This window comes from Brevundimonas sp. GW821-FHT12E07, assembly GCF_058807035.1.
This window is the reverse complement of record NZ_JBXAQH010000001.1, coordinates 521,727-543,923: the sequence shown is the minus strand read 5'-3', so window position 1 is coordinate 543,923 and position 22,197 is coordinate 521,727. Positions and strand designations below refer to the sequence as shown.

General features: G+C 68.9%; 23 protein-coding genes and 1 other RNA gene. 12 read left to right on the top strand and 12 right to left on the bottom strand.

The window, feature by feature from the left end:
• Nucleotides 1-75: 75 nt before the first annotated feature.
• The 3 genes from AC1ROD_RS02720 to dapE form a co-directional block, all read right to left on the bottom strand.
• Nucleotides 76-981, bottom strand: a complete 906-nt coding sequence (locus tag AC1ROD_RS02720; protein WP_492946718.1) for a sigma-70 family RNA polymerase sigma factor — start codon at nucleotides 979-981, stop codon at nucleotides 76-78.
• On the bottom strand, nucleotides 968-1,444 hold the full coding sequence (locus tag AC1ROD_RS02715) for a carboxymuconolactone decarboxylase family protein (RefSeq protein ID WP_492946717.1): 477 nt from the start codon (nucleotides 1,442-1,444) through the stop codon (nucleotides 968-970). Before AC1ROD_RS02715 ends, AC1ROD_RS02720 begins: the two co-directional genes overlap by 14 nt.
• Before the next feature lie 86 nt (nucleotides 1,445-1,530).
• Nucleotides 1,531-2,730, bottom strand: a complete 1,200-nt coding sequence (dapE, locus tag AC1ROD_RS02710) for a succinyl-diaminopimelate desuccinylase (protein ID WP_492946716.1) — start codon at nucleotides 2,728-2,730, stop codon at nucleotides 1,531-1,533.
• 46 nt (nucleotides 2,731-2,776) lie between these two features.
• Here dapE and AC1ROD_RS02705 point away from each other — a divergent pair, with 46 nt between their 5' ends.
• On the top strand, nucleotides 2,777-3,283 hold the full coding sequence (locus tag AC1ROD_RS02705; RefSeq protein ID WP_492946715.1) for a cupin domain-containing protein: 507 nt from the start codon (nucleotides 2,777-2,779) through the stop codon (nucleotides 3,281-3,283).
• On the top strand, nucleotides 3,267-4,577 hold the full coding sequence (locus AC1ROD_RS02700) for an MFS transporter (RefSeq protein ID WP_492946714.1): 1,311 nt from the start codon (nucleotides 3,267-3,269) through the stop codon (nucleotides 4,575-4,577). Before AC1ROD_RS02705 ends, AC1ROD_RS02700 begins: the two co-directional genes overlap by 17 nt.
• 177 nt (nucleotides 4,578-4,754) lie before the next feature.
• On the opposite strand, the gene AC1ROD_RS02695 is transcribed toward AC1ROD_RS02700, so the two are convergent.
• Nucleotides 4,755-5,777: a 2'-deoxycytidine 5'-triphosphate deaminase gene (locus tag AC1ROD_RS02695; RefSeq protein WP_492946713.1), complete on the bottom strand. Its 1,023-nt coding sequence runs from the start codon at nucleotides 5,775-5,777 to the stop codon at nucleotides 4,755-4,757.
• 96 nt (nucleotides 5,778-5,873) lie between these two features.
• Here AC1ROD_RS02695 and apaG point away from each other — a divergent pair, with 96 nt between their 5' ends.
• Complete coding sequence (apaG, locus tag AC1ROD_RS02690; RefSeq protein WP_492946712.1) at nucleotides 5,874-6,281, top strand: Co2+/Mg2+ efflux protein ApaG; 408 nt, start codon at nucleotides 5,874-5,876, stop codon at nucleotides 6,279-6,281.
• 160 nt (nucleotides 6,282-6,441) lie between these two features.
• On the opposite strand, the gene ffs is transcribed toward apaG, so the two are convergent.
• Nucleotides 6,442-6,537, bottom strand: an RNA gene (ffs, locus tag AC1ROD_RS02685) — signal recognition particle sRNA small type.
• Nucleotides 6,538-6,614: 77 nt separating this feature from the next.
• Here ffs and nudC point away from each other — a divergent pair.
• Nucleotides 6,615-7,547, top strand: coding sequence for an NAD(+) diphosphatase (nudC, locus tag AC1ROD_RS02680; protein ID WP_492946711.1), 933 nt, complete (start codon nucleotides 6,615-6,617; stop codon nucleotides 7,545-7,547).
• 120 nt (nucleotides 7,548-7,667) lie between these two features.
• Here the strand turns inward: nudC and AC1ROD_RS02675 are convergent, their stop codons facing one another.
• A complete protein-coding gene (locus AC1ROD_RS02675) occupies nucleotides 7,668-8,399 on the bottom strand; it encodes a 3-deoxy-manno-octulosonate cytidylyltransferase (protein WP_492946710.1) in 732 nt (243 codons plus the stop codon).
• Nucleotides 8,400-8,548: 149 nt separating this feature from the next.
• On the opposite strand from AC1ROD_RS02675, the gene AC1ROD_RS02670 reads away from it, so the two are divergent.
• The gene (locus AC1ROD_RS02670; RefSeq protein ID WP_492946709.1) at nucleotides 8,549-9,271 is read left to right on the top strand and encodes a c-type cytochrome; all 723 of its coding nucleotides are present in this window, start codon (nucleotides 8,549-8,551) and stop codon (nucleotides 9,269-9,271) included.
• A gap of 60 nt (nucleotides 9,272-9,331) precedes the next feature.
• On the opposite strand, the gene AC1ROD_RS02665 is transcribed toward AC1ROD_RS02670, so the two are convergent.
• Nucleotides 9,332-10,126: a C40 family peptidase gene (locus AC1ROD_RS02665; RefSeq protein WP_492946708.1), complete on the bottom strand. Its 795-nt coding sequence runs from the start codon at nucleotides 10,124-10,126 to the stop codon at nucleotides 9,332-9,334.
• Nucleotides 10,127-10,292: 166 nt separating this feature from the next.
• Between AC1ROD_RS02665 and AC1ROD_RS02660 the strand changes: the two genes are divergently transcribed.
• Nucleotides 10,293-10,790, top strand: coding sequence for a hypothetical protein (locus tag AC1ROD_RS02660; RefSeq protein ID WP_492946707.1), 498 nt, complete (start codon nucleotides 10,293-10,295; stop codon nucleotides 10,788-10,790).
• Here AC1ROD_RS02660 and AC1ROD_RS02655 read toward each other — a convergent pair.
• A complete protein-coding gene (locus tag AC1ROD_RS02655) occupies nucleotides 10,775-12,163 on the bottom strand; it encodes a leucyl aminopeptidase family protein (RefSeq protein ID WP_492946706.1) in 1,389 nt (462 codons plus the stop codon). The genes AC1ROD_RS02660 and AC1ROD_RS02655 overlap by 16 nt on opposite strands.
• Nucleotides 12,164-12,263: 100 nt before the next feature.
• On the opposite strand from AC1ROD_RS02655, the gene AC1ROD_RS02650 reads away from it, so the two are divergent.
• From AC1ROD_RS02650 to thrS, 6 genes are all read left to right on the top strand, one after another.
• Nucleotides 12,264-12,908: a dihydrofolate reductase family protein gene (locus AC1ROD_RS02650; protein WP_492946705.1), complete on the top strand. Its 645-nt coding sequence runs from the start codon at nucleotides 12,264-12,266 to the stop codon at nucleotides 12,906-12,908.
• Nucleotides 12,909-12,982: 74 nt separating this feature from the next.
• Nucleotides 12,983-13,813, top strand: a complete 831-nt coding sequence (locus AC1ROD_RS02645; protein ID WP_492946704.1) for a tetratricopeptide repeat protein — start codon at nucleotides 12,983-12,985, stop codon at nucleotides 13,811-13,813.
• A 70-nt stretch (nucleotides 13,814-13,883) separates the two neighbouring features.
• A complete protein-coding gene (locus tag AC1ROD_RS02640) occupies nucleotides 13,884-14,546 on the top strand; it encodes an HAD-IA family hydrolase (protein WP_492946703.1) in 663 nt (220 codons plus the stop codon).
• Between the two features lie 31 nt (nucleotides 14,547-14,577).
• The gene (locus AC1ROD_RS02635) at nucleotides 14,578-15,048 is read left to right on the top strand and encodes an iron-sulfur cluster assembly scaffold protein (protein WP_492946702.1); all 471 of its coding nucleotides are present in this window, start codon (nucleotides 14,578-14,580) and stop codon (nucleotides 15,046-15,048) included.
• Nucleotides 15,049-15,107: 59 nt separating this feature from the next.
• Nucleotides 15,108-15,347, top strand: a complete 240-nt coding sequence (gene yidD, locus AC1ROD_RS02630; RefSeq protein WP_492947724.1) for a membrane protein insertion efficiency factor YidD — start codon at nucleotides 15,108-15,110, stop codon at nucleotides 15,345-15,347.
• A complete protein-coding gene (gene thrS / locus AC1ROD_RS02625; RefSeq protein WP_492946701.1) occupies nucleotides 15,344-17,266 on the top strand; it encodes a threonine--tRNA ligase in 1,923 nt (640 codons plus the stop codon). Before yidD ends, thrS begins: the two co-directional genes overlap by 4 nt.
• Before the next feature lie 219 nt (nucleotides 17,267-17,485).
• On the opposite strand, the gene lpdA is transcribed toward thrS, so the two are convergent.
• The 4 genes from lpdA to AC1ROD_RS02605 are packed head-to-tail and all read right to left on the bottom strand — an operon-like array spanning nucleotide 17,486 to nucleotide 22,195.
• The gene (gene lpdA, locus AC1ROD_RS02620; protein WP_492946700.1) at nucleotides 17,486-18,883 is read right to left on the bottom strand and encodes a dihydrolipoyl dehydrogenase; all 1,398 of its coding nucleotides are present in this window, start codon (nucleotides 18,881-18,883) and stop codon (nucleotides 17,486-17,488) included.
• Nucleotides 18,880-19,413 (bottom strand): hypothetical protein, encoded by a 534-nt coding sequence (locus AC1ROD_RS02615; protein ID WP_492946699.1) that lies wholly within the window; start codon nucleotides 19,411-19,413, stop codon nucleotides 18,880-18,882. The genes lpdA and AC1ROD_RS02615 overlap by 4 nt, the downstream gene beginning before the upstream one ends.
• The gene (locus AC1ROD_RS02610) at nucleotides 19,410-21,074 is read right to left on the bottom strand and encodes a dihydrolipoyl dehydrogenase family protein (protein ID WP_492946698.1); all 1,665 of its coding nucleotides are present in this window, start codon (nucleotides 21,072-21,074) and stop codon (nucleotides 19,410-19,412) included. Before AC1ROD_RS02610 ends, AC1ROD_RS02615 begins: the two co-directional genes overlap by 4 nt.
• Complete coding sequence (locus AC1ROD_RS02605) at nucleotides 21,074-22,195, bottom strand: alpha-ketoacid dehydrogenase subunit beta (protein WP_492946697.1); 1,122 nt, start codon at nucleotides 22,193-22,195, stop codon at nucleotides 21,074-21,076. The genes AC1ROD_RS02610 and AC1ROD_RS02605 overlap by 1 nt, the downstream gene beginning before the upstream one ends.
• Nucleotides 22,196-22,197 lie beyond the last annotated feature (2 nt).

Sequence of the window (22,197 nt, the reverse complement as noted above, 5' to 3'; positions counted from 1 at the left end):
CTGCGAAAGGCTTTGGCGGAGTGAACCCCCATCAGGCCCGTTCCGCCAGTTTAAAATCCGTCATGTCGGACAGGCTCAGTGCGGCGTCGCATCCGGCCTGAGGTCGGCGACGAGGCCCGCGACCGCCGCGAGCTTGTCCGGATTTCGGGTGATGTAGATCCCGACGATACGGCCGTCGCGGATGTCGAGCGCCGTGGTCTGGAGCACCTGACCGCGTTCGAGGCTGGCGTAGCCGGGCAGGCCGTCGATCCACATCGGCCGCAGAAGGCTGAAGGCGTCGGCCCCGTATTTCCGGTTCAGACCGGCGAAGAGGCGCAGCAGGCGGACGAGGCCCCGGATCGGGTTGTGGAAGGCGATGACCTTGCCGCCGCCGTCGGCATAGAGGACCGCGTCCTCGGCCAGCAGGCTGCCCAGGGCCTGGAGGTCGCCGTCGCGGCTGGCGGTGAAGAAGGCGCGGGCGATGCGGTCGCCCTCCTCGCGCGCCACCGGGAAACGGGGCCGGGCGTCCTGCACATGTTTGCGGGCGCGCGAGGCCAGCTGGCGCACGGCCCCGGCGTCGCGGTCGAGGGTGCGGCCGACCTCGTCGAAGGCCACGCCGAAGACGTCGTGCAGCAGGAACGCGGCCCGCTCCAGCGGCGACAGACGCTCCAGCGCCATCATGAGCGTGAGGGTGAGGTCGTCGGCCTCATCCTCCGCCGGATCGACCGACCCGACGAGAGGATCGGGCAGCCAGGCGCCGACATAGGTCTCGCGCCGCGACCGGGCCGACTTGATCTGATCGAGACACAGGCGGGTGACGGTGCGGGTCAGCCAGGCGGCGGGCTCGCGGATCTCGGCCGGATCGACCGAGCGCCAGCGCAGCCAGGCGTCCTGAACCACATCCTCGGCCTCGGCGACCGAGCCGAGCATGCGGTAGGCGAGACGCACCAGCCGGGGCCGGTGCGTCTCGAACAGATCGGTCGGGGCGTCAGGCCGCGACATGGGCCGCGCCGGTGTGATCCGCCGGATGGGCGAAGCGGAAGCCGATGGCGAGGCGGTTCCAGACATTGATGGCACCGATGGCGAAGGTCAGTTTCGAAATCTCGGTCTCGTCGAAAGCCGCTTTCAGCGCTTCCCAGTCGGCGTCGGGGGCGTGGGTGTCTGCGACCCGGGTCAGGGCCTCGGCCCAGCCGAGGGCGGCCCGCTCGCGGTCCGAATAGAGGCTGGATTCGCGCCAGGCCGGCAGCATGGTCAGCCGCAGCGGCGTCTCGCCGGCCTTCAGGGCGTCGGTGGTGTGCATGTGGATGCAGAAGGCGCAGCCGTTGATCTGGGACACATGGGTCTTGATCAGCTCGATCACGGTCTTGTCCAAACCGCTGTCAACCGTGGCCTGCTCGAGGGCGAGCATGGCCTGATAGTGGGCGGGAGCCAGTTTGAACGGGGCGGTCAGGCGGGGGGTCATCATCGTCTCTCCATGCGGCGCTTGAGTGCGCTTCACCCCGATGACGAGACAGCCCGGGCCGGTGTGACACGGGCGAGGAATTTTATTCCCTATTCAGCCGGGCGGGCGGCGGCGAAGACGTTTTCGATGACGCGGCGATAGACCGAGGTCAGGGCGTCCAGTTCGGCGGTCGGAACCCGCTCGTCGAACTGGTGCATGGTCACCCCGACAAGGCCGAGCTCCAGCACCGGGCAGAGGGCGCGGATGAAGCGGGCGTCGGAGGTGCCGCCGGTGGTGGAGGCTTCCGGGCGGCGTCCCAGTTCGGCCTCGACCGCGTCCTGGACCAGGGTCACGAACGGGCCCTGCGGGGTCAGGAAGGCCTCGCCCGAGCACATATGCTCCAGCGTGATCTGCATCCCGGTCTCGGCCTGGATCTTGCCCGCCTCGCGGTTCAGCCAGTCGATCAGTTCGTCGCCGGTGTGGGCCGGATTGAAGCGGATGTTCAGCCGGGCCTTCGCCTCCGCCGGGATGACGTTGGTCGCGCCATTGCCGATGTCGATGGTGGTGATTTCGAGGTTCGAGGGTTGGAAGGCCTCATAACCGTCGTCGAGGACGTGGGCGTCCAGGCTGCCGAGCAGCCGCACCAGCACCGGGGCGGGATTGGCCGCGCGCTGCGGATAGGCCACGTGGCCCTGTTTGCCGTGGACGGTGATCCAGGTGTTCAGCGAGCCGCGTCGACCGATCTTGATCATGTCGCCCAGCACCCCCTGCGAGGACGGCTCGCCGACGACGCAGGCGTCGATGATCTCGCCCTCGGCCATCAGGGCCTCGACGACGCGCTTGGTGCCGTGAAGGGCGGGGCCTTCCTCGTCGCCGGTGATCAGGAAGGACAGGGAGCCATGGGGCTCCCCCTTGGCCAGGACCTCGGCGACGGCCGAGACCCAGGCGGCGATCCCGCCCTTCATGTCCACCGCGCCGCGGCCGAACAGGATGCCGTCCTTGACCTCGGCCTGGAACGGATCGGAGGACCAGCCGCTTTCGGCGCCCGTGGGCACCACATCGGTATGACCGGCGAAACAGAGGTTGGGCGAGGCCGTGCCGCGACGGGCGTAGAGGTTCTCGATCCGGGCGTGGACCCCGGCGCCGCCCGGCCCCTCGAAGGGCATGCGGCGGCAGGTGAAGCCGAGCTCGGTCAGCACCGTCTCCAGCACCTCCATGGCCCCGGCGTCGACGGGGGTCACCGAGGGCCGGCGGATCAGCAGGCGGGTCAGTTCGACAGGATCGATCACAGGAGTTGATGCGCGGCTCATGGCTCTATGCTTTACGGGTCTTGTGCGACTGCGAGAAGGGATGGCCGTGCCCAAGATAGTTAACGCCGACGCCCCGACCATCAGCGGAACTACCTACCCCGACGAATACGCGGCCGAGTGCCGGCCCCGCCGCCGCTGGCGTCTGGGCGACGCGGTCGGGCTGGACCAGTTTGGCGTCAATCTGCTGCATCTTCCCGCCGGGGCCTGGTCTTCGCAGCGGCATTGGCATTTCACCGAGGACGAATTCGTCTGGGTGGTTTCGGGCGAGGTGGTTCTGGTCGAGGGCCAGCCGAATGCGGACGGCTCGGGTGAAACCCTGGTCGAGACCGTTTTGCGCGCCGGGGAGTGCGCGGGCTTCAAGGCCGGGGTCCCCAACGGCCACAAGATCGAGAACCGTTCGGACAGTCTGGCCATCCTGCTGGAGGTCGGGACGCGCAACCCGACCGGCGACGGCTGCGACTACCCCGACATCGACATGGTCCTGCCGCTCGGCGCGGACCGCTACCACCACCGAGACGGAACACCGTACCCCAAGTATGACCGACGCACCTGACGCTCCCGAGCCGATCACCAAGCCCGTGGCCGAGGCGGCGCTGGCCGCCCACGGGACCAATCCGTGGATCATCCCCGACTTCCGCTATCTGTGGGTGACGCGGGTGGCGGCCGGGCTGGCGATCCAGATCCAGTCGACGACGGTGATCTGGCAGGTGCTGGACCTCGCGCGCGTGGGCGGGGCCTCGGTGCGGGAGGCGGCCCTCTATGCGGGCGCCGTGGGGCTGGTGCAGTTCATCCCCCTGCTGATCCTGACCCTGCCCGCCGGGGAGATGGCTGACCGGCGCGATCGCCGCCGCACCGTGGCGGTCTCGGTGGCGGGGGAGCTGACCTGCGCGGTCCTGTTCCTGGGCCTTGCCCTGCTCGGCGCCGTACCGCTGTGGGCCCTGCTGGCCGTCGCCGCCCTGTTCGGGGTCAGCCGCGCCTTCCTGGCCCCCGCCAGCCAGGCCTATCTGCCCATGGTCGTCGGCCGCGCCGCCCTGCCCCGTGCCATCGTCGCCCAGGCCCTGGCGTTTCAGGTCGGCGCCATCGCCGGCCCGGCCGCAGGCGGCCTGCTGATCGGCCGCTTCGGGATCAATTTCGCCTATGGCGTCTCGGCGGCCCTGTTCGTGATCGCCCTGATCTGCATCCTTCTGGTCAAGACCAGCGGCAAGCCGCTGAACGCCCGCGAAGGCGGCGACCTGCGCGACCGGATCACGGCCGTGGGAGAAGGCCTGAGCTACATCTGGAAGACCGGGGTGGTGATCGGGGCCATTTCGCTGGATCTGGTCGTTGTGCTGCTGGCCGGGATGGCGCTGCTGATCCCCGTCTTCGCGCGCGACATCCTGCATGTAGGCTCGGAGGGCTTCGGCCTGTTCCGCGCCTCCTTCGGGGTCGGAGCCTTCCTGATGGGGCTCTATCTGGCGCGCTTCCCGATCGTGCGACGAGGCGGGATCTGGATGTTCGGCGCAGTGGCCGTGTTCGGGATCTGCACCCTGGTGTTCGGCGTCTCGCGCATCGCCTGGGTCTCGGGCGTGGCCCTGGCCATCGCCGGGGCGGCGGACATGATCAGCGTCAACATCCGCCAGACCCTGATCCAGCTGGCCACCCCCGACGAGATGCGCGGCCGGGTGTCCTCGGTCTCGATGCTGTTCATCGGCGCGTCCAACGAACTGGGCGACGCCTTCACCGGCCTGATGGCGCGGATCATGGGACCGATCGGAGCCGCGATCTTCGGCGGCTTCGGCGCCTTGGCCGCCACCGGCCTGTGGGCGAAGATGTTCCCGAGCCTGAGGAAGGCGGATCGACTGGAGTAATCCTCACCGCGCGAAGCGTGGGGAGGGGGACCGCCTGCCGCTTGGCGGGTGGTGGAGGGGGTTCTTGGCCGGATGCGGACGCGCTATCCGAAGGCGAGAGAAAGAGCCCCCTCCGTCACGGCGCTGAAGGAGCGCCGCGCCACCTCCCCATCGCAAGGCGATGGTGAGGAGAAGGTCCTACCCCCAGACCTTGAAGTGTTTCGAGAGCTTCAGGCCCTGCTTCTGGTAGTGGCTCCCGCCCTCGCCGTAGAGGCGGGTGGGTTTTTCGGTCAGGGGTTCATAGACCAGCCGCGCGACGATCTGGCCGTGTTCCAGCAGGAAGGGCGTGTCGTGGGTGCGGACCTCCAGCACCCCCTTCGATCCCGCGCCATGGGCCTCGTCGGTGCCGAAACCCGGATCGAAGAAGCCGGCGTAGTGGACACGGAACTCGCCGACCGAGGGGTCGATGGGGGTCATCTCTGCGGCCTGGTCGACCGGGATCTCGACCGCGTCGGATGAGGCCAGGATGTAGAACTCGCCCGGATCCAGCAGCAGTTCGCCGCGACGCAGCGTCAGCGGCTCCCAGTAGTCGCGCGGGTCGTGGCCGTCGATGTTCTCCAGATCGACGACGCCGGCGTGGCGGCGACCGCGGAAGCCGACGATGTCGCCGCCGCGCAGATCGACGCCGACCGAACGGGTCTCAAGCTTCGGCGGTTCGCCGGCCTTGAGCCGCAGCTGGTTCAGCCGGGTGCCGGGGCGCACGAGGATGGAGAAGGTCTGGGGCGCGATCTCCATATAGAGCGGCCCCTCATAGCCCTCGGCGACGTCGTCGAAGCTGGCGCCGCGATCGGTCAGCAGGCGCACGAAGACGTCGACGCGGCCGGTCGAGGACTTGGGATTGGCGCGGGCGATCAGGCCCTTGGGCAGGCTGAGCCGCTCCTGCAGCTCGGCGATATAGACGCAGCCCTTCTCCATCACATAGCCGCCCGACAGGTCGATCGGATGCATGGAGACGTCGGCGATGCGGTCGGCGACCAGACGCTGGCCCGGCAGGAAGGAGGCGCGCACCCGCCAGGCGCGGTCGGACAGGCGCAGGTCCAGACTGGCCGGTTGGACCTGGTCGGCGTCGAAGGGGGTCTGCGAGGTGATGGCGCCCGTGGCGATCAGGGTCTCGATGGACTGGCAGGGCAGGATGCCGGCTTTGGAAAGGTCGAATGTCATTCCGACAGCCATACACGTTGCGCCTCGAAAGCGAGAGGGGCCGCCAGAAAAGCGAGCGGGGTTGAAGACCCTTGCGGGGCGCGCGACTGTGGATTCATGCACGACAGCAAGCCGTACATCGCTGAAACCGAAGGGGTCCTGGTCAAGGTCCGGCCCAGCTATCTGGCGGGCCAGTCCGATCCCGACGCCGGGCGCTGGGTCTGGGCCTATCAGGTCGAGATCGTCAATCTGGGGACCTCGTCGATCCAGCTGATCTCGCGCCACTGGGTGATCACCGACGCGCGCGGCCATGTCGAGGAGGTGCGCGGCTCGGGCGTCATCGGCGAACAGCCGGTGATCGCGCCGGGCGACAGCTATTCCTACGCCTCGGGCTGCCCGCTGACGACGCCGTCCGGCTCGATGGTCGGCGCCTATTCCATGACCGACGGCGAAGGCCGGGTGTTCGAGGCGGCCATTCCCGCGTTCAGCCTGGATATTCCGGATGGGCGGCGGACGCTGAACTAGCGTCCCTCTTTCCCGGATTCCGGGTCCCCGCCTTCGCGGGGATGAGCGGAAATCGGGCCGCGCTCAAGCAGCGACGCTCCACGAGCGGAGCGTTAGCGCACCAACGCGCTCAAGCAGCGAGACGCCGCGCGTCGAGCGGTAGCGCGCCAACAATGTGGGAAAGTGGAGACCGACACGACCCGAAGGGGAATTCGTTGTGGCTGCTGCCTTCCGGCCCTGACCAGGTTGGCGAAGCCTTCGCCCGCACCGATCTCCGAGGCCCATATCGCGAATCCCGGCGGCGAGATCAAGGCGCCTCTCCCGCAAAGGCGCGCGGGAGGCTATGTGCAGGTCATGAGCCTTCCCGTCCTGAACACCTTCGCCGGCAATCCGCTCGATCGGGCGGGAGACCTCCGAAACGACCCCAGCTGGATCGAAGCGCAGGCGACGCATCCCGAGGCCCTGGCCATGGTGCTGTGGGAGGGCCAGCCCCTGCTCGAGGAGGGACCGGAAGGTCCAAGACTGGCTTGGCTGTCGATGGCCCATGCGCGCGATCTGGTGAAGGACCGCGAGCTGTTTCTGGGCCTCTGGAAAGAGGCGCCGGTCTTCGCCATCGAATATGAGACGCCCGAGGATCCGACGACCGGACCGGTGCGGGGCCTGGGCCAGTTCAGCGGCATGCGCGACGCGGCGGCCGTCCTGCCGGGGAATGAGGCGGCCATGGCGGGCACGGCCAAGGCCCTGTTCGACTGGCGGCGGCGTCATGGCTTCTGCGCGGCCTGCGGCCAGAAGAACGGCATCGCCAACGGCGGCTGGAAGCTGATCTGCTCGGCCGACGGGACCGAGCATTTCCCGCGCGTCGATCCGGTGACCATCATGTTGCCGGTCTACAGGGGCGGGCCCGAGCCCCTGTGCCTGCTGGGCCGTCAGGCGGCCTGGCCCGCCGGGCGGATGTCGGCGCTGGCCGGTTTCCTCGAACCCGGCGAAAGCATCGAGGAGGCCTGCGCCCGCGAGATCAAGGAGGAATCGGGGCTCACGGTCACCGCCGTCCGCTATCACTCCAGCCAGCCCTGGCCCTTCCCGTCCCAGCTGATGATCGGCCTGATCGCCGAGGTGTCCGACGACCAGGCGGCCCCGGACCAGACCGAGCTGGAAGAAGTCAGATGGCTGACAAGGGTGGAAGCGGCGGATGTCATCGCGGGCGTCCACCCGACGATCAAGGCCCCGCCGCCCTTCGCCATCGCCCACACCCTGATCAAGGCGTGGGTGGAGGGGTTTGAGGTCTAGTTCCTCCCCCATTGGGGGAGGGGGACCGCGAAGCGGTGGAGGGGGCCAGCCCCACACGCCGCATCTGGATCAGCCCCCTCCACCACAGCGCAAGCGCGCTGCGGTCCCCCTCCCCCTGCGCTACGCTTGGGGGAGGAATGCCCGCGCCGCTTCCAGATCCGCCGGATTGTCCACCGACAGCGGGGCCTCGGCGATGGTCGCGGCCCAGATCGACAGGCCCATTTCCAGGGCGCGCAGCTGCTCCAGCTTCTCGCGCTTCTCCAGCGGCGACGGGGGGGCGGCGCAGAAGCGCATCAGGGCCTCGCGGCGGTAGCCGTAGACGCCGATGTGACGCCAGATCGGGGCGTCGCCGTACAGGGTCGAACGGGTGAAGTAGAGGGCCTTTCCCTGACGTTCGCCCTCGGCGAGGGCGAGCACCGCCTTCACCACATCGACGTTGGTGCGGTCCGAGACGTCTGATTCGGCGGCGACCAGGGTGGCGATGTCGCAGGTCGGCTCGCCGTGCAGCAGGGCCGCGCAGGCCGTGGCCAGACCAGGATCGGCGAAGGGCATGTCGCCCTGCAGATTAATCACCGCATCGTAGTCGCCATCGGGATCGATGGCCTCGAGCGCGGCGCGAATCCGGTCCGAACCCGAGGGCAGGTCCGGATCGGTCAGGACGGCCTGACCGCCGATGTCCGTAATGACGTCCACGATCTCCTGATCCCCCGCCGCGACGGCGACCGGCAGGCCCGAGTTCAGGGCGCTTTCATAGGCCCGGACGATCATCGGCTTGCCGCCGATATCGGCCAGCGGCTTGTTCGGCAGACGGGTCGCCGCCATGCGAGCGGGTATCAATATGAGCGGGTTCATCGTGCAGGTGTTGCCTTGTTGCGGCGGGACGTTTCTAACTGCGTTGTGGGTCGGTTGCGATTGCGGCGCTAGCGTGTCAGAGACGCCCACGCAAGAATTCGCCTCGTCCATTCAAGCGGCGGGGCCCAAAACGGGGTGCGACGACACGGATGAGCGGCGATCTGAAGTGGAACAAGATTTTCGGCGCCGGCCTGGCGACGGCTTTCGTGATCATCGTGGTGCAGCAGGTGGGCGTCCACGTCTATGCGACCCACGCTCCCGAGAAGGCCGGCTATGCGGTCAACGTCCCCGATGAGGCGGCCGAGGGCGGCGAGGCCCCGGCGCTGAAGCCCGACTGGGGCACGGTCCTGCCCGCCGCCGACCTGGCCGCCGGCGAAGCCGCCTTCGCCCGCTGCAAGGCCTGCCACAACAACGCCCAGGGCGGCCCCGACGCCATCGGTCCGAACCTGTACGGCGTGGTCGGCGGTCCGGTCATGCACCGCGCCGGCTTCGCCTATGACGACGCCATGGCCAAGCACAGGGCCGAGCACCCGACCTGGGGCTATGACGAGCTGGACGCCTTCATCACCGCGCCGCAGAAATACGTCCCCGGCACCAAGATGTCCTTCGCCGGCCTGCGCGACACCGCGACCCGGATCAATCTGATCGCCTATCTGCGCTCGCAGGGCTCGACCGGCTTCGCCATCCCGGCGCCGGATCCCTCGCGTCAGCCCGGCGCGGCTCCGGCCGCCGCGGGCGCCGCCGCCCCGGCCGCGGAAGGCGCTGCGCCTGCCGCCGCTGAAGGGGCTCCGGCCTCGGGCGCTGCGGTTCCGGCCGCCGGTCCCGCCGGCGCCTCGACCACCCAGACCGCGCCGGCGCCCGCCGCGCACTGAGGCGTCCGTCGAATACAGAGTTGGGAAGGGCGGTCTTCGGGCCGCCCTTTTCGTTTGGGCTTACAGGCGCCGGAAGACGGGCGCCGAGAAGCCGTCGGCGGCATAGCGCGCCTCGGCCCCGGCCAGATCCTCGATGACCACCGCCCCGGCGTGACCGGTGGCGTGGATGAGGCGATCGCCGTCGAAGGCGAAAGCCGAATGACCGGTCCAGCTCTCGCCGCTGTCGGGCTTGAGCCAGAGGACGAGGTCGCCGCGCCGGATGTCCGCACGGTCGACTGCATGACCGAGCTCGGCCTGTTCGTCGGTGCGACGCGGGCCGGCGAGGCCGCAGGCATAGAGGCAGGACTGGATCAGGCCCGAGCAGTCGGTGGCGCGCGAGGTGCGGGCGCCCAGCTGATGCGGCGTGCCCAGCATCCGTTCGGCGACGGCGACGGGGTCGCGCTCGAACGTGCCTGTCTCCATGAGGTCGTCGGCGGCGACGCCGGACCAGGCGTGATGGATCAGGGCGTTCAGCGGCAGGACGGCGGTGGTCGAGGCGACGCGATGGGTGGCGAGCGGCGCGCCCCGGTCGAGGGCCGCGCGGTCGATCCAGCCGACGACGCCATCGCGGCGAGCGCGGCCCCAGAGGCGGTCGCCGTCATGGTCCAGCACATCGAAGACCTCGCCGAAGATCAGCTGGTCGACGCGTTCGGAAGACGGGTCGGCGGAAAGCGAAATATCGGCGACCGGCAGCCGGCCGTGCATCGGGACGACCGCGCGGAAGGCCGGAGCGCGCACGCGCCCCTCCAGCCCCAGTTCGGCCAGATCGGGCCGAAGGAGCCAGCTGCGTTCCTCGATGGCGGCGGCTGCGGTCACGCAAATCCCGACGAGACTGGGTCCCTGACGACCCGGACGCACACTCTGGGCAAGGAAGGCGAAAGCGGCGTTAACAGCGGAGGATTTTTCCCCAGGCGTTTTGCACAGCTTGAAGCGTGACCGTTCGTTTCCCAGATCGCAGGGACGCCGAAGGGAACGATGGTCGATGCTGCTGAGCCTGTTGCTGGGGATTCTCGCGATCCTGATCGTCTTCCCCGAAACCCCGATGGCGCGGGCCCTCAGCCGCCTGCTGGTCGAACCGCTGGCGGCGCGGTTGAATCGGGTCAGGCCCGGGCATCTGATCTTCGCGGGCGTGCTGATCGCGCTGGCGACCGCCCTGATCGTCTTCTTCGAATGGGAGGGTGTGCGGCTGGTCGGGATGGCGGCGCCCGAGGTCATGGGCTGGCTGGCCATGTTCGACGCCGCCGCCGTGCTGGACCTGGCCGCCGTCGCCGTCGCCATGGCCGCGACGACGCGGTTCCGGGCGGTCAGGGATCGGGTGCTGACGTTGGCCGGTCAGGTTGTGACCACTGCCCGCACGGTTCTGACGAGAGGACGGCGGAAGGCCTTCAAGGCCCGGCCGACCGCGCCGAAGCCTCCCCGCTCAGACGATCCCGACCCGGCGGGTTGGCTCCTCGGACGGAAAGCTTACGCCTTCGGGTAGCGGCGCTTCAGCATCTCGTAGCAGGCGCGCATCGCCTGGGCCTCGCCGCCCTCGGGGTGACCCGGACGGCCCCGGCTGTTCCAGGCGAAGATGTCCATATGGGCCCAGGCGCCGGTCGTCGGCGCGAACTTCTGCAGGAACAGGGCGGCGGTGACCGACCCGGCCTGGGCCCAGGCGGCGGAATCGTTTTTGACGTCGGCGATCTCGCTGTCGATCGAGGCCTTGTAGCCAGCCCAGAGCGGCATGCGCCACAGGGGGTCGTCGACGGCGGCAGCGGCGCTGAGCAGGTCGGCGGCTAGGGCTTCGTCATCGGTGTAGAGCGGCGGCAGCTCGGGTCCGAGGGCCACGCGGGCGGCCCCGGTCAGGGTGGCGAAATCCAGCGTCAGATCGGGCGAATGCTCCGAGGCGCGGGTCAGGACGTCGGCGAGGATCAGCCGACCTTCGGCGTCCGTGTTGCCGACCTCGATGGTCAGGCCCTTGCGGCTCGAGAGGATGTCGCCGGGGCGGAAGGCGTCGCCGGAGACGGCGTTCTCAACCGCCGCGACCAGCACCACCAGCCGGACGTTCAGTCCCGCCGCCATGACCAGCCGGCCGAGCGCCAGGGCGTGCGCCGAGCCGCCCATGTCCTTCTTCATGTTTCTCATGCCCGCGGCGGGCTTGAGGTCCAGGCCGCCGGTGTCGAACACCACTCCCTTGCCGACCAGGGCGACGAGCGGGAGGTCCGTCTTGTCGAGGTTCCAGCCGATCTCGATCACGCGCGGCTGGCGGTGCGGGGCGGCGGCGCGGCCGACGGCGTGGACGGCGGGGTAGTTGTCTTCCAGCAGGGCGGCGCCTTCGGTGACCGTAATCGTCGCGCCGGCGCTCTGGGCGATCTCGCGGGCTATGGTCTCGATCTGCAGCGGTCCCATGTCGGCGGCGGGGGTATCGACCATCTCCCGGGCCAGGGCGCAGGCCGAGGCGATGGTCAGGGTCTCGGCGAGGTCGACACCCTCGGGCGCGACCAGATGGACGGCGCCGCGCTCGGGCCGGGCCTTGTAGCGGTCGAACAGATAGGCCCCGAGCGCGAACTGGAGCGCGGCGGCGCCGGTCTCCGACGCAGGGACGCCTTCGAGCCGGTAGGTCCCGGCGGGCAGTTTGGCGGAAAGCGCCCGCAGCGCCCTGGCCTCGAAGGCCGCGCCGATGCCGAACAGGACTTCGGAAAGGGCGCCATCCGCGCCGGCGACCAGCAGCAGCTGGCCCGGCTTGCCGGTGAAGGCGTTGGCGATGGCCCAAGCGGCGACCGGCCCCTCAAGCGCCGCGTCCTTGCCGACCAGTCGCACCGGGATGGCGGTCCCGGCGGAGGCGATGAGGGCGGCGGTCGAAGAAGCAGACATCAGGCGATCCCGGGCAGGCGTCGGTAAGAAGCCTCGTACATTGCGCTTTTCGTCCGGCCGCGCCAGCATCGCGGCGACTTCAATCGGCGGGAAACAAGCCATGACCAGGGTTCGCGTGGACGGCTTCACCATCTCGCTGGACGGCTTCGGGGCCGGGCCGGTCCAGACGCTGGAAGACCCGATGGGCGAGCGCGGCGGACTGCTGCACAGCTGGCTGCGCGGCACCAAGACCTTCCACGACATGGTCGGCGCCGAGGGCGGCTCGACCGGGGCGGACAACGATTTCGCGATCAAGGGGTTCGAGAACGTCGGCGCCTGGATCATGGGCCGCAACATGTTCGGGCCCGTGCGCGGCGACTGGCCCGACGACGACTGGAAGGGCTGGTGGGGCCCCAACCCGCCCTATCATGTGCCGATCTTCGTCCTGACCCACTATCCGCGCGAACCGCTGGTGATGGAGGGCGACAATGTCTTCCACTTCGTCTCCGGCGACGTGCGGGAGGTGCTCGAACAGGCCGTGGCGGAGGCGGACGGCAAGGATGTGCGGATCGGCGGCGGGGTCTCGACCGTGCGCGCCTTCCTCGAGGCCGGGCTGATCGACGAGATGCATCTGGCGGTGTCGCCGGTGCTGCTGGGTTCGGGCGAGGCCCTGCTGGCGGGACTGGACCTGCCGGGGCTCGGCTATGACGTCGCGAGCCACACGGCGACCGACGGGGCGATGCATGTGATCGTGCGAAAGGCCTGATCGGGCTGTCCGTTAACCACTGGTTGACGCCAAAAGGCGATTCTGAAGGCCGCTCATTCCTGTGGGAGCGTCCCATGTCGCGCCTCTTCCTCGCCTCCGCCCTCGTTCTGACCGGCCTGATCGGCGCTCCAGCGCTGGCTGGAGATCGCACGTCCGAAGCCCAACCGGCGCCGGCCGCCACGGCCGCCGTCCCCGCCACGGCCGAACAGCGCGCCGCCGCCGAGCGGATGGACGCCTTGACGCGATCGGTGTTCTGGAGCCGCGAGCGCGACATCAATCCGGCCGACCCGGTCGCCGGGGTCAAGCTGGCCGCCTCCCTGCGCGAACTCGGCCAGTACGATCAGGCCGCCGACACCGCCCAGGCGGTGCTGACGGTCCAGCCCGACAACTATGACGCCATGCTGGAATTCGGCCGCGACCAGATCGCGCGCGGTCAGGGCTTCTACGGCATCGCGGCCCTGGAAAAGGCGAAGGCCATGGCGCCCGGCGACTGGCGTCCGCTGTCACTGCTCGGCGTGGCCTATAATCAGGTGCGCCGCGCCGACGACGCCCGCGCGGCCTGGAACGAAGGCCTGCAGCTGTCGGCCGACAATCCAGAGATCCTGAACAATGCCGCCGTGGCCCTGATGACGGACGGCAATCTGCCGGGCGCCGAGAACCTGCTGCGCCGGGCGGTGGCCCAGCCGAACGCCACGGCCAGGATGCGGCTGAACCTCGCCCTGGTGCTGGGTCTGCAAGGCAAGACGCCGGAAGCCGAGCAGATCATCCGCCGCGACCTGCCGCCCGAACAGGCCGACCGCAATCTGCAATGGCTGCGCGACAAGTCGACGCCCCAGGCGACGCCCGCCTCGCTGCCCGCCGGATCGTCGACCGCCCGAACCTGGACCTCGCTGCAGGGCCAATAGGCGCTCACGACCTCCCGGCGGTAACGGCCTGTCATTTGCGGCGCGGGCGGACCCGTGCTGGATGAAGGCCATGCCCTCCCCTGCACTGCCCACGCGTTCGTACGACGCCTTCCTGTTCGACATGGACGGAACCCTGATCACCTCCGTCGCCGCCGCCGAGCGCGCCTGGGCGGCCTGGGCCGGGCGGCACGGGCTGGATCTGGACGTCTTCATGCCGACCATCCACGGCGTCCGGGCCATCGACACCATCCGCAAACAGAACCTCACGGACATCGATCTGGACGCCGAGGTCGATTGGGTGACACGCCGCGAGATCGAGGACACCGCCGGCGTCGCGGAGATTCCCGGCGCCATCGCCTTCGTCGCCACCCTGCCGCCCGACCGCTGGGCCGTGGTCACCTCGGCCTCGCCCGAGCTGGCCGAGGCGCGTTTGAAGGCGGCCGGGGTGACGCCGCCCGCCCTGGTGGTCACCGCCCATGACGTCGAGCGCGGCAAGCCCGATCCCGCCGGCTTCCGGCTGGCCGCCGAAAGGCTGGGCTTCAAGATCGAGGACTGTCTGGTGTTCGAGGACGCCGAGGCCGGCATCGCCGCCGCCGAGGCCGCGCCCGCCGACGTCGTGGTCATCACCGCCGCCCATCCGCATCCCCTGGAAACGGCCCATCCGAGGCTGGACGGCTATGAAGGGGTGCGGTGTGAGATCGGGACGGATGGGCGGTTGAGCCTGACCCTTTGAATCACGCCGCCGAACCGCCTATCTTCAAACCATGATCGACGAGCTCTACAGCGCGCGCATCCTGTCGCTGGCGGCCAACCTGCCGCACAGCGGGCGTTTGCCCATGCCTGAAGGCACCGGTGAGCGCGTGGCCAAGCTGTGCGGATCGAAGGCGATCGTCGATGTGGTTCTGGACGCCGAAGGCCGGGTCGCCGACTTCGCCCAGGACGTGAAGGCCTGCGCCCTGGGTCAGGCCGCGGCCGGGGTGGTGGGCGAGAGCGTCATCGGCGCGACGTTGCAAGAGGTCGCCGACGCGCGAGACGCCATGCTGGCCATGCTCAAGTCCGGCGGCGAAGGCCCGCAAGGCCGGTTCGAGGGCCTGCGCGCCCTGAAACTGGTCGCCGACTACCCCGCGCGCCACGCCTCGACCATGGTCGCCCTCGAGGCGACGCTGGACGCGGTGCGTCAGGCCTCGGCTCGCGACACCGCCGACACACGAACTAGCCTCGCCGGCGCCGCCTGACAGGGCGTGCCTGAACCCGCAAACCGGGTTAAGGCGTGTCCAACATGGCCCGCACCGGCATCACCCTCTACGAACGCGGCGTCCGCGCGGCCCATCGGGGCTACAAGCTGACGCTGTCTCCCTTCTTCGGGCAGTCGTGCCGGTTCCTGCCGACCTGTTCCGACTATGGCCGCGACGCGCTGATCCAGCACGGACCGGTCAAAGGGGGATGGCTCACCGTGCGACGCCTCTGTAAATGCCATCCCTTCGGCGGGTCGGGATACGACCCGGTTCCGCCCGTAAAGACGACAGACCTATGATCGACCTGAAATTCCCCGACGGCGCCGTGCGCCAGTACCCCGCCGACGCCACGGGCCGTGACGTGGCGACCTCCATCTCGCCGTCGCTGGCCAAGAAGGCGGCGCTGATCGAGCTGGACGGCAAGCTTCTGGACCTCGACGCCCCCATCGGTGGCTCGGGCGCGCTGAAGATCATCATGCGCGACAGCCCCGAAGCGCTCGACACCCTGCGTCACGACGCCAGCCACGTGATGGCCCAAGCGGTGCAGGAGCTGTTCCCCGGCACCCAGGTCACCATCGGCCCGGCCATCGAGGACGGCTTCTATTACGACTTCGCCCGCGACGAGCCCTTCTCGACGGACGACTTCGCGAAGATCGAAAAGCGGATGGCCGAGATCGTCGACCGCGACGCGAAGATCGTCCGCGAGGTCCTGCCGCGCGACGAGGCCATCGCCCGCTTCGAAGGCATGGGTGAAAAGTACAAGGCCGAGATCATCCGCGATCTGCCCGCGTCCGAGGACATCAGCGTCTATCACCAGGGCCCATGGCAGGACCTGTGCCGCGGACCGCACTTCCCCTCGACGAAGTTCGTGGGCAAGGCCTTCAAACTGACCAAGCTGGCGGGCGCCTACTGGCGCGGCGATCACCGCAACCAGCAGCTCCAGCGCATCTATGCGACGGCCTGGGCGACCCAGGCCGATCTCGACGCCTATCTGCTCCGCATCGAGGAGGCCGAGAAGCGCGACCACCGCAAGCTGGGCCGCGCCATGGAGCTCTTCCACATGCAGGAAGAGGGCCGGGGCATGGTCTTCTGGCACCCCAAGGGCTGGGTCCTGTGGCGCGTGCTGGAGGCCTATATGCGCCGCCGCCTGGACAAGGCCGGCTATGTCGAGGTCAAGACGCCCCAGGTGCTGGACCGCACCTTCTGGGAGAAGTCGGGCCACTGGGAGAAGTACCGCCCGAACATGTTCGTCTGCGAGACGGTCGAGGGCGAGGAACTGAGCCTCAAGCCGATGAACTGCCCGGGCCACGTGCAGATCTTCGACCAGGGCCAGCGCTCGTACCGCGAACTGCCCCTGCGCATGGCCGAGTTCGGCGCCTGTCACCGCTATGAGCCGTCCGGCTCGCTGCACGGCCTGATGCGGGTGCGCGGCTTCACCCAGGACGACGCCCACATCTTCTGCCGCGAAGACCAGATCGTCGAGGAGACGGCCGAGTTCATCAAGCTGGCGCGCAGCGTCCACGCCGACCTGGGCATGGAGACCGCCTATATCAGCCTGGGCACCCGCCCCGAGAACCGCGCCGGCACGGACGAGTTCTGGGACAAGGCCGAAAGCCTGATGGCCGAGGCGGCCCGCGCCGCCGGGACCGAGCCGGTGGTGACGGAGGGCGACGGCGCCTTCTACGCGCCCAAGCTGGACTTCATCGTCAAAGACGCCATCGGCCGCGAATGGACCTGCGGCACGATCCAGCTCGACTATGTCCTGCCCGAACGTCTGGGTGCGGAATATACGGGCGAGGACGGCCAGAAGCATCGCCCCGTGATGCTGCACCGGGCGATCCTGGGCTCGTTCGAGCGCTTCATCGGCATCATGATCGAGAACTACGCCGGGGCCTTCCCCCTGTGGCTCGCGCCGGTGCAGGCGGTGGTGGCGACCATCACCTCCGATGCCGACGGCTATGCCGAAGAGGTTGCGGCCAAATTCCGCGCCGCGGGCCTGCGCGTCGAGACCGATCTGCGCAACGAGAAGATCAACTACAAGATCCGCGAACACTCGGTCGGCAAGGTCCCCGCCATCGCCGTCGTCGGCCGCAAGGAGGCCGAGGAAGGCATGGTCGCCATCCGCCGGCTCGGGTCACAGGCCCAGACGATCGTGTCGGTGGAAGAAGCGATCCGTCTGCTGACGGAAGAGGCGACACCGCCGGATCTGCGGGGTTAAAAGGCAAAGCCCTCTCCCGGCGGGAGAGGGCTTGAGCGCCTGAGAGCCGCAGGCGATCAGACTTGCGCGAAAGGGTGAGGGGTACCCGCTCACCGTTCAACGCCAGCCCCTCACCCTTTCGGCTGGCGCATCGCTGCGCTCTGCGAGCCTCAAGCCCTCTCCCGCCGGGAGAGGGATAGCGCTCAAGCAGCGAGCGACCGCGTCGCGAGCGGTAGCGCCCTAGATATGAATCGCGTGCCCGAGCGCGCGCAGCGTCGCCTCGTGGAAGGCCTCGCCGAGTGTCGGGTGGACGTGGATCACGCCCGCGACGTCTTCCAGAACCGCGCCCATTTCCAGCATCTGGGCGAAACTGTTGGAGAGTTCGGCGACGTGCTGGCCGACGGCCTGGACGCCGAGCAGGCGATGGTCATCCTTCGAGGCCAGAACCCGGACGAAGCCGCCGTCCTCGCCCGCCTCGATGGCCAGGGCGCGGCCGATGGCGGCCAGCGGGAAGACGGCGGTGATGACGTCGTCGCGGCCCTCGACATCGAGCGGGCCGATGCCGGCGGAGACGATCTCGGGCTCGGTGAAGCAGACGGCGGCGATGGTGACGGGGTCGAAGACCTTGTCGTGGCCGGCGATGATCTCGGCGACCACCTCGCCCTGGGCCGAGCCCTTGTGGGCCAGCATGGGTTCGCCGGTCAGGTCGCCGACGGCCCAGACGTTCTTCATATTGGTGGCGCAGCGATTGTCGGTCTTCACGAACGGACCGTCCATGGTCACGCCCATATTCTCCAGACCCCAGCCCTTGGTCCGGGGGCGACGGCCGACGGTGACCAGCACCTTGTCGGCGTCCAGTTGCAGGGGCTCGCCGTCCTTGGTCGTGATGGACAGTTTGCCGTCGCCGAACCCGCCCGCGCGGGCGCCGAGGTGGAGTTCGACGCCGTGGCTGGTCAGCCACTTCATGACCGGGTCGGTCAGGGCCTTGTCGTAGAGGGGCAGGATGCGGTCGGCCATCTCGACGATGGCCACCTCGGCGCCCAGCTTGCGATAGGCGATGCCCAGCTCCAGCCCGATATAACCGCCGCCGACGACGACCAGCTTGCCGGGCACCGCGTCCAGCGACAGGGCCTCGGTCGAGGAGATGACGTCGCCGCCGAAGGGCAGGAAGGGCAGCTCGACCGGCTCGGAGCCCGTGGCCAGGATCACGTGTTCGGCGGTGATGCGGATGTCGCCGTCTTCGGTCTTCACGACGCAGGTCTTGGCGTCGGCGAAGGTCGCCCAGCCCTTGATGACCTTGACCTTCGCCTTCTTGAGCAGGGCCGCGACGCCGTTGTTCAGCTTACGGACGATCCCGTCCTTCCAGGCGACCGTCTTGGACAGGTCGATGGCCGGTTCCGACGCGGTGATGCCCAGGGTGCCGTCGCCGGCGGCCTTGAGCACCGTCTCATACTTCGACGCCGCGTGAATGATGGCCTTGGACGGGATGCAGCCGACGTTCAGGCAGGTGCCGCCGAGGCCGTCGCCGCCGTCGACCAGCACGGTGTCGAGGCCCAGTTGGCCACAACGGATGCCCGCGACATAGCCGCCGGTGCCGGCGCCGATGATCAGGACTTTGGTTTTCAGGGTCTGGGTCATTTGACGCTCGTATTGCGAAGGCGGGCGGCGGCGGCGCGCAGTTCGACGGGGATTTGCCGGTCCACGACTTTCCGGAGGGTCAGCACCGAGGTGACCTCGGGCCGTCCCCAATGCAGCATCCGTCGCCACCAAGGCAGCCTGTGCCCGTAGACGATGGCGGTCTCCCCGATCCCGGGATAGGGGGTCTGTCCGCATGTAGAGCCAAAGCCGGGACTGTACCGATCCCGAACGAGACCTGCGCCCACATCCCCCTTGAGGGAAACGACGGGTTTGAGCTCTGTCACCACGTTGTCCTCTCTGACGAGGCGAAGCGAACGCACCTCGGCAAGGAAGACATAGTCGGAGTCCGCCCATAGCTTCTTCTGACTGGCGAGGTCGCCTTCATAGAACTGGCGTTCGACGAAGACGCGCATCTCGGCCAGGCTGAGACCGGGCGGCGGAGGCTCCATGATGAGCGTACAGGCCAATGCCGACGACGCCATCGAGGCGGCCAGCACAGAGCCCGCGATCAGCCGCAGCACGCGCTTCACCCCATCCACAGTGTGGCGGGGTGCTCCAGCAGGCCCTTGATCCGTTGCACGAAGACGGCCGCGTCGTGGCCGTCGACGATGCGGTGATCGAAGCTGGACGACAGGTTCATCATCTTGCGGACCACCATCTGGCCGTCCTTCACCACCACCCGTTCGGCGATCTTGTTGGGGCCGACGATGGCCACCTCGGGGTGGTTGATGATCGGGGTATGGACGACGCCGCCCAGGGTCCCCAGCGAGGTGATGGTGATGGTCGAACCGGAGAGCTCCTCACGCTTGGCTGAACCGTCCTTGGCCGCGCCGGAGACGCGGGCGATTTCGGCGGCGGTGTCGTAGGGATCGCGCGCCTCGGCATGACGCACCACGGGCACCATCAGACCGTTCGGCGTCTGGGCGGCGATACCCAGATGCACGGCGGCGTGCTGGGTCAGGATCCCGGCCTCGTCGTCATAGGTGGCGTTGATCTGCGGCTGGTCGCGCAGGGCCACGATGATGGCGCGGGCGATGAAGGGCAGGACGTTGAGCTTGGCCTTGCCCGTCTGTTTCGCCTGTGCGTTCAGATGGGCGCGCAGCTCCTCCACCGCCGTCATGTCGATTTCCTCGACATAGGTGATGTGCGGTATGCGGCGCACGCTCTCGGCCATCTTCTCCGCGATCTTGCGGCGCAGGCCGATGATGCGGACCTCGGTCGTTCCCTCCGCCTGGGCGTAGAGCGAACCCGTGGCGGCAGGAGCCGCCGGGGCCTGCGACCCGCGCGCCAGGAAGGCGTCGAGGTCGGCGTGCTCGATGCGGCCGGCCGGGCCGGAGCCGGGCACGAACTGCAGCTCGACGCCCAGTTCGCGGGCGCGGTTGCGCACGGCGGGCGAAGCGAGCGGACGCACGCCGGGGGTCTGGGCTGTGCGGGCGACGGGCGCGGCCTCGGCGAAGGCTGCGGGCTTCGGAGCCTGGGCAGCCTTCGCCGGGGCGGGCTTCGGAGCCTCGGCCTTGGCGGGCTTTTCGACAGGCTTTGGCGCGGCGACCGGAGCCGGGGCGGCGGCGGACACATTCCCCGCGCCCTCGACCGTGAAGGTCACCAGCGGACCGCCGACGGGGACCTGACGGCCCGGTTCGCCGGTCAGGGCGACGACCACGCCCATGACGGGCGAGGTCAGTTCGACGGTGGCCTTGTCGGTCATGACCTCGGCCAGAAGCTGGTCTTCCTCGACCGCGTCGCCGACCTTGACGTGCCAGGCGACCAGCTCGGCCTCTGCCGTGCCCTCGCCCACGTCGGGCAGTTTGAAGACGTAGTTGCCAGCAGCGGCCGCAACGGGCTCCGGCGCGGGTTCAGGCGCGGCGGCCTCGGCCGGTTCGTCGGCGGCTTCGGGCTCGGCGGCCGCTTCGGCCGGCGCGAGCTCCGGAGCGTCGGAAGCGTTGCCTGCGCCCTCGACCTCGAACTCCACCAGCGGCGAACCGACGGCGGACATGACGCCGGGCTGGCCGTGGGTCGCGGTGACGACGCCGGACACCGGCGAGGTCAGTTCGACGGTGGCCTTGTCGGTCATGACGTCGGCGAGGATCTGATCCTCCTCGACGCGGTCGCCGACTTTCACATGCCAGGCGACCAGTTCGGCCTCGGCGGTGCCTTCGCCCACGTCGGGCAGTTTGAAGACATAGCGTCCCATCAGCGTGCGCCTCCGGTCATGACAGCTTTCAAGGCCGTGGCGACCCGTTCCGGTCCGGGGAAATATTCCCACTCGAAGGCGTGCGGATAGGGAGTGTCCCAGCCGCAGACGCGGCCGATGGGCGCCTCGAGGTGGTAGAAGCAGCGTTCCTGGACCAGGGCGGACAGCTCCGCTCCGTACCCGGACGTTTTCGGCGCCTCATGCACGATGACGCAGCGGCCGGTCTTCTTCACCGAGGCCTCGATGGTCGCGATGTCGAGCGGCACGAGGGTGCGCAGATCGATGACCTCGGCGTCGACGCCCGCGTGTTCGGCGGCGGCCAGCGAGACCCAGACCATGGTGCCCCAGGCGAGGATGGTCACGTCAGAGCCTTCGCGAACGATCTTCGCCTCGCCGATCGGCACCACGTATTTCTCGATCGGGACCTGGGCCTCGGGCTGGGCTTTCCAGGGCGAGACCGGCTTCTGGTGCCAGCCGTCGAAGGGGCCGTTGTAGAGGCGTTTGGGCTCGAAGAAGATGACCGGATCGTCGTCCTCGATGGCTGCGGTCAGCAGGCCCTTGGCGTCATAGGGGTTGGACGGAACGACGACCTTCAGCCCGGCGATATGGGTGAACAGGCTTTCCGGCGACTGGCTGTGGGTCTGGCCGCCGAAGATGCCGCCGCCGTAGGGGGTGCGGACCACGATCGGGCTGGAGAACTGGCCGCCCGAGCGATAGCGCATCTTGGCCGCTTCCGAGACGATCTGGTCGTAGGCCGGATAGATGTAGTCGGCGAACTGGACCTCGACGACCGGGCGCAGGCCGTAGGCGGCCATGCCGATGGCGGCGCCGACGATGCCGCTCTCATTGATCGGAGCGTCGAAACTGCGGGTCAGGCCATGCTTCTGCTGCAGCTGGTCGGTGACGCGGAAAACGCCGCCGAAATAGCCCGTGTCCTCGCCGAACGACAGGACATTGGGATCCTCGGTCATCTTGACCGCCAGGGCCGCGTTCAGGGCCTGGATCATGTTCATCGGGACCGTACCGGTCCCTTCCGCGACGGAGGCGGGGGTTTCGGTCGCGTCGGCCATGTCAGGATCGATGCCATCGTGCTGATCGGCTGCGGTGTAGGTCTCGGTCATGA